The 6,792-nt window shown below is 68.9% G+C and carries 5 protein-coding genes; 2 read left to right on the forward strand and 3 right to left on the reverse strand.

Going from position 1 to position 6,792, the window contains the following annotated elements:
- Nucleotides 1–18: 18 nt before the first annotated feature.
- A complete protein-coding gene (locus C463_RS03020) occupies nucleotides 19–1,137 on the forward strand; it encodes a molybdopterin-dependent oxidoreductase (protein WP_008440955.1) in 1,119 nt (372 codons plus the stop codon).
- Nucleotides 1,138–1,146: 9 nt separating this feature from the next.
- Here the strand turns inward: C463_RS03020 and C463_RS03025 are convergent, their stop codons facing one another.
- Together C463_RS03025 and C463_RS03030 are read right to left on the reverse strand one after the other, a co-directional pair.
- Nucleotides 1,147–1,371 carry a DUF7557 family protein gene (locus C463_RS03025; RefSeq protein WP_008440956.1) on the reverse strand — a complete coding sequence of 75 codons (225 nt, stop codon included), beginning with the start codon at nucleotides 1,369–1,371 and terminating at the stop codon, nucleotides 1,147–1,149.
- 45 nt (nucleotides 1,372–1,416) lie between these two features.
- Nucleotides 1,417–3,861: a DEAD/DEAH box helicase gene (locus tag C463_RS03030; protein ID WP_008440957.1), complete on the reverse strand. Its 2,445-nt coding sequence runs from the start codon at nucleotides 3,859–3,861 to the stop codon at nucleotides 1,417–1,419.
- A gap of 339 nt (nucleotides 3,862–4,200) precedes the next feature.
- Between C463_RS03030 and C463_RS03035 the strand changes: the two genes are divergently transcribed.
- Nucleotides 4,201–4,659: a DUF5807 family protein gene (locus tag C463_RS03035; RefSeq protein WP_008440960.1), complete on the forward strand. Its 459-nt coding sequence runs from the start codon at nucleotides 4,201–4,203 to the stop codon at nucleotides 4,657–4,659.
- Between the two features lie 38 nt (nucleotides 4,660–4,697).
- Here the strand turns inward: C463_RS03035 and C463_RS03040 are convergent, their stop codons facing one another.
- Complete coding sequence (locus C463_RS03040) at nucleotides 4,698–6,347, reverse strand: long-chain fatty acid--CoA ligase (protein ID WP_008440962.1); 1,650 nt, start codon at nucleotides 6,345–6,347, stop codon at nucleotides 4,698–4,700.
- Between the last annotated feature and the right edge of the window lie 445 nt (nucleotides 6,348–6,792).

The following is a 6,792-nucleotide window of genomic DNA, read 5'->3' on the forward strand; positions in this document are numbered from 1 at the left end:
AGCACGTACCACGCGTAGATGGCCCCGACGGACCGACTCCGGACCGCGCTCGACCGCTTGGAGCCGCCGCCGCGCGCGGTCGACTGGTCGCTGTTCGCGTTCGTCGTCGCCGAGGCGGCGACCGGCCTGGTCTCGTTCACCGTCGGCGTCCCGGAGGGGTGGCCGCTGTTCTGGCTCCATCGCGCGCTCGGCGTCGGCATCGTCGCGCTGCTGGCCTGGAAGCTCGCGCGGGTCCGCCGCCGGCTCACCGACCCCGCCCTGTGGCGGCGGTCGACCGCGCTGTCCGTCCTCACGCTCATCGCCGCGCTCGGCGCGCTCGCGACGGGGGTCGCGTGGGTGTTCGGACTCGACGTGCGGCTCTCGTACTGGACTCTGCTGTCCGTCCACGTCGGCTTCGGGCTCGCGCTGGTGCCGCTCGTGGCCGCGCACGCCGCCACCCGGTTCCGGCTCCCCCGTCGCGTCGACTTCGAGCGCCGCCGGACCACCGTGCGCTACTTCGCGCTGCTCGCGGCCGGCGGCGCGACCTACCGGCTCCAGCAGGGGGTCAACGACGCGCTCGACACCGCCGGCGCAGACCGGCGGTTCACCGGCTCGCAGCCCCGCGAGGGCGACGGCAACGGCGCGTTCCCGATCACCTCGTGGGTCGCCGACGACCCCGACCCGATCGACCACGACGCGTACCGGCTGACGGTCGACGGCCTCGTGAGCGACCCCGTCGAACTGACCGCGAGCGACCTCGCCGGCGGCCACGAGACGGAGGCGCTGCTCGACTGTACGAGCGGCTGGTACACGGTCCAAGAGTGGAGCGGGATCCGCGTCGGCGACCTGCTCGACGCGGCCGGCGGGGTCCGGGCGGAAGCGACCGCCGGCGACGCCCCCGACCGCGAGGCCGCCTACGTCCGGTTCACCTCCGTCACCGGCTACCGGTGGAGCCTCCCGCTGGCGGAGGCCGAGGACGCCCTGCTCGCCACCCATGTCGGCGGCGAGCGCCTGAGTCACGGCCACGGCGCGCCCGCGCGCTTGGTCGCCCCCGACCGCCGCGGCTTCCAGTGGGTGAAGTGGGTGACGCGCGTGGAGGTCCGGTCCGGGTACGACTTCGGGCAGTGGGTCGTGACGCTGGTGAGCGGGTTCGACTGAACCCTGGAGTTAGCGTTCCGAATCTCGCATGTCGACTCCGGATTTCAGTTCCTGACCCGTTTCCCGAGCGCGCTCGGGTGCGTCGCTCCCTTCCCAGAGACCGGCCCCAGACCGACGGCCCTCGTGGTGTTCGCTGAGCAACCGCGCTAGCAGGTCGTCGAAGGTTTCGCCGTCGCTTTTCAACGACGCGAGCGCGGCGTACGTGTCCTCATCGACACGAATACTCTCAGCCATACGAATACGTTAGACTCGATCACAATACCGTTTCGCCGACCGACCTCACTCGTACTCGCTCCCGACGACCTCGCGGATGCGCTCCGCGGTCACCGGGCCGACGCCGTCGACCTCGAGTAGGTCGTCCTCGGGCGCGGTCATCACGGCCTCGACGGTGCCGAAGTACTCCAGTAGGGTCCGCGCGGTCACGGGGCCGATGTCGGCGATGGAGGAGACGACGTACTCCTGCTGTTCGGCGCGGGTCTTCGTCGTCTTCTCGCCGTGGACGCTCACCTCACGGTCGCGCGTCTCCTGCTCCCGCTTGGCGATGGTCGCGAGCAGTTCGGTGGTGTCCTCTTCGCCCTCCGTGCGGAGGACACTCACGTCGAAGTCGACCGCGAGCGACGCGAGCGCGCCGCGGATCGCGTTGGGGTCGATGTCGCGCTGGCCGTAGAGGTTCGTCCCTTCGACGACCATCACGGGGCGGGCGTACGCCCGCGAGAGCTCGCCCACCTGCTCGAACATCGACCGGTCGGAGTCGAGCATCGAGTCGACGAAGTCCGCCGCCGACTTGCGCTCGACCGCGACGCGGTCGGAGAGCACGTAGTCGCCGACGGCGAGCGTCTCCAGCCGGGTGACGAGCTCGTCGCGCGTCGAGAGGTCCTTCGCGATGGAGGAGTCGAGTTCGCGCTGGTCGACGACGACCTCGATGCCCTCGTCGACGCCCGCGGTCGCGACGACGCCGTCGTCGTCGGCCCCTGTGTCCGCGTCGTCCGCCTCGTCAGCACCGGTCTCCTCGTCGCCACCGGCTCGTGCTTCCTCGGCGAAGTCGGTGAGGCCGGCGTCTCCGGGCTCGTCGGCGTCGCCATCGCCTTCGGAGCTCGCCGCCTCGTCGCCCGATTCGTCCTCGCTCCCCGATCCGCTCGCGAACGCGTCGAGGCCCGCCTGCCCGTCGTCGCCGACCGTCTCCTCGATGTCGTCGGTGGCCTCCTTCAGCTCCGTGAGCTGGCTGGCCATCTTCTTCTCGCGGCGCCGGGAGATCCAGAAGAACGCCTCGTCGCGGGTGTCCTCGGCCATCAGGACGACGACCTTCCCCTCGGCCTGCCGGCCGGTCCGGCCCTTGCGCTGGATCGAGCGGATCGCGGTCGGGACCGGCTCGTAGAAGCAGACGAGGTCGACCTCGGGCACGTCGAGGCCCTCCTCCGCGACCGAGGTGGAGACGAGCACCTCGAACTCGCCCGCCTTGAACTCGTCGAGCGTCTCCTGCTGTTGTTTCTGGCTCATCCCGTCCGAGCCGTCCTTGTCGCCCTGTCCGACGAACTTCCGCACGTCGAAGCTGGCCGAGAGGAACTCCACGAGCGCCTCGGCGGTGTCGCGTGACTCGGTGAACAGGATGGCGCGCTCGCCGCCGTCGATGCCGAGGGTCTCCGCGAGCAGGATGCGGGCCTTCGAGAACTTCGGGTGGAGCCCGTCGAACGACTCCGCCTTGCGCATCGCTTCTCTCACTTTTGGGTCCGCGACCATGCGCTGGCTCGCCTTCGACGCGCCCGACGAGCGGGCGGCCTCGCGCTGGCGCTCGAAGTAGCGCCGCACGGACTCGACGGACTGCGTCTCGACCAGTTCGGTCGCGCGCCGGAGCTTCATCACCTCGGCGTGGGTACTCATTCCCTTGTACCCGTCCGACTGGTCGTTGTCCATCATCTGCTTCAGCTGTCCCCGCATCTTGTTGAGGTCCTTCTGCGAGAGGTCGGGGTTCGTCGTGTCCGTCACGCCCAGCTGCTTCAGCTTCTCCAGCCGGTCCGTGATCACCTCGTTGAGCGCGTCGCGGATGTCGAGGACCTCGTCGGGGAGCGTGACCTGCTCCCACCGGACGTCGGTGTCGTGGGTGTACTCGTCGACGTCGGCGTCCTCCTCGGTCATCACCTCGACGTTCACGAGTCCGAGGTTCTCGCAGACCGTCTCGATCTCCTCGGTGTCGCCGCCGGGCGAGGCGGACATCCCGGTGACGAGTGGGTCGGCCGCGTCGGCGTGGTAGCGCTCCGCGATGTACACGTACGCGTAGTCGCCGGTCGCGCGGTGGCACTCGTCGAAGGTGAGGTGCGTCACGTCGCGCAGCGAGATCCGGTTGCCGACGAGGTCGTTCTCGACGACCTGCGGGGTCGCGATCACGATGCGCGCGTCGTCCCAGAGCGCGACGCGGTCGTCGGGCTTCACGTCGCCGGTGAACACGACGATATCGTCGTCGGGGATCGACAGGGCCTCGCGGTAGAAGTCCGCGTGCTGCTGGACGAGGGGTTTGGTGGGGGCCAAGAACAGCGCCTTGCCGCCCGCCTCGTGGAGGCGCTCGGCGGTGACCAGCAGGCTGACCGTCGTCTTGCCGAGGCCGGTCGGGAGACAGACGAGGGTGTGTTCGTCGGCGGCGGCGTCCGCGAGTTCCAGCTGGTAGCGGCGTCGCTGGAGGAAGTCGTCGACGAGCAGATCGCGGTCTATCCCGGCGGCCTCGGTCGCCATCGGCGGCTCTTGGCCGGCACCGGCCTAAAGCCTTCGCGAACCGGGGTGAAAGTTATCTGTCGCCGGAGCGCTCCTCTCGGAACTCCTCCGGCACGTCCTCGTCGACCAGCTGCGCCCACTCCGCGAGCCGGTCGTCGGATCTGCGCTGCGTACTCATTACGCGACCGATCTCCGTGATACGTATTAACAGTTGCCCCGATTCCACACGATCTGTTATCTCTCCGGGCGCGGCGGGCCCGCAGTCGACCCGGCTCGTCCCGTTCCGGTCGGCTGCGGGACGGCCCGGCTCCGCTCGGGCCGACACGCACGCCTTTTACCGCTCACGCGCCTCCGGCCGGCATGAGCAACCTCGACGAGTTCCTCGCGGGCGAGCGGCTCGACGACGTGGTCTTCTACGTGAGCGACGCGTACCTCGACGACGACTCCCGGCTCCGGAACGTCGGCACGGAGACGGACGGCGGTGTCCGGCTGATCCTCGACGGCGAGACCGGCCGGTCCGCGTTCCAGGCCGGCACCGGCATGGGCGCGATGGAGTTCGCGAAGACGGCGATGGACGCCGAGGGCGACATCGCGCGCTCGCTCGACGACGGCGCGTGTCCGTTCGCGGACGGTTCGGACGACGCCGGCGAGGGTCCCGACGACGATCACGACATCCAGTTCATCTTCGCGTTCGCGGAGGCGCAAAACGAGGAGGTCGGCGGCCTCTACGCCGAGGGCGACGTGGTCCACGCGTACGCCCACTGTACGTGCGGGGAGAGCTACTCGCACAAGTGGGTCGTCGGCGACCGCAACGACTGAAAGACCGCTGACGATCGGCGACCGCGCTCGACCCGGCGTTACTCCTCGGGCGCGTCGTCTTCCGGCACTGCTCCGTCGACGAGCGACTGGTCGCCGTACTGCTCGCGGAGGTCCTTCTTCGAGAACTTCCCGGTGGCGGTCTTGGGCACCTCGTCGATGAACTCCACCGCGTCCGGCACCCACCACTTGGGGTAGTCGTCGCGGAGACCGGCCTCGATCCGATCGACGAGTTCCTCGCGGTCGACGCCCTCGGCCACGACGACGAAGGCGACGGGGCGCTCCTGCCAGCGCTCGTGGGGCACGCCGACGACGGCCGCCTCGCTGACGCCGTCGTAGGCCATGATCGCGTTCTCAAGCTCGACGCTGGAGATCCACTCCCCGCCGGACTTGATCACGTCCTTCGTCCGGTCGACGAGCTGCATGTAGCCGTCCTCGTCGACGGTGACCACGTCGCCGGTCTTCAGCCAGCCGTCGACGAACTCCTCCTCGTTGGCCTCCGGCCGCTTGAAGTACTCCTTCGTGACCCACGGGCCGCGGATGCGGAGTTCGCCGAACGCCTCGCCGTCCCACGCGATCTCCTCGCCGTTCTCGTCGATGACCTCGAACTCCAGACCGGGCGCGACGAGGCCCTGCTTCGAGCGCTTGTTCACCTGCGTGTCGTAGTCGGCCTCGCGCAGGTCGCTCTTGAGGTGCGAGACGGTGCCGATCGGCGACAGCTCCGTCATCCCCCACGCGTGGAGCACCTCGACGTCGCGCTCGTCGTACCACTCGATCAGCGCCTGCGGCGCGGCCGCGCCGCCGATGATCACGGTGTCGAGCGTCGAGAGGTCCACGTCGTTGCCCCCCTCGATGTACTCGCGGAGCCCGAGCCACACCGTCGGGACGCCCGCAGAGATGGTAACGCCCTCCTCCTCGATCAGCGCCGCGAGGTCGGCCGGATCCGGCGAGGGACCGGGGTAGACGTGCTTCGCGCCCGCGGCGGCCGCGGTGAACGGCATCCCCCACGCGTTGACGTGGAACATGGGGACGACGGGCATCACCACGTCCGAGTCCTCCATCGGGATCCCCTGCGGCGTCTGGGAGGCCATCGTGTGGCTCCACAGCATCGAGTGGGTGTACTCGACGCCCTTCGGCTTCCCCGTGGTGCCGGAGGTGTAACAGAGTCCGGCGGGCTGGTCGCTACCGAGGTCCGGCCAGTCGTACTCCGTCGAGTAGTCCCCGATGAATTCCTCGTAGGCGGGCGCGTCGAGCGCGTCGATCGGCTCGGAGCCCATCGCGACGAAGTCGACGCCGTCGAACTCTTCGGCCCCCTCCGCGGCGCCAGCGATCTTCTCGGCGAGCGACGGGTCGACGAAGATGATCTCGTCTTGGGCGTCGTCGACGATGTACTGGATGTGCTCGTCGGGCAGCAGCGGGTTGATCGTGTGGAGCTGCGCGCCCGTGTTCGGGACGCCGAAGTACGTCTCGAAGTGCCGGGTGTGGTTCCAGCAGAACGTCGCAACGCGGTCGCCGCGCTCGATCCCGTAGTCGTCCAAGGCGTTCGCGAGCCGGGCCGTCCGGTCGGCGTACTCGGCGTAGGTGTGCCGCGTGCGCCCCTCGTGGGTACGCGAGACGATCTCGGTGTCGGGGTACAGTCGTTCCGCGCGCCACATGAACGGTCGCAGGGTCTGCGCGTGTCCGCCTGGCATACCTTACACACCATGCGGTCGGGAACTATGAACGTTATCATCATTGATCGTGACTCTTCGAGAATACTCCGCATGCGTCCGTATCGGCTCGATCGGTCGTTTACACACGGCTACCGGTAGATCGAGGTCGAACACCGCCGAAGTCCCAGCCACTCGGCTATACGAATCCGTTTATCGACGGCCGATCGACACAAACACCGCCGAAGCCCCAGCCGCGAGGCGGGCGCACGCTCGCCGCGCTCCTCGTCGCTCGTTTCACTCGCTCCTGCGGTGCTCGCGTCGCCTGCGCCCGCCTCGCGACTGCCCCTTCGAGTCCCGCCCCGCACCTCACACCTCCCCAGCCTCGTCGCTGGCGCCGTAGTGCCTAGTAGAAGTTATGAAGGTAGAGTTTGATGTGTAGCTATGTCTGGGGATCGCCGTAAAGAGATCGTCCGTCACCTCAGCG

This window comes from Halorubrum californiense DSM 19288 (assembly GCF_000336875.1).
Classification (GTDB): Archaea; Halobacteriota; Halobacteria; order Halobacteriales; family Haloferacaceae; genus Halorubrum; species Halorubrum californiense.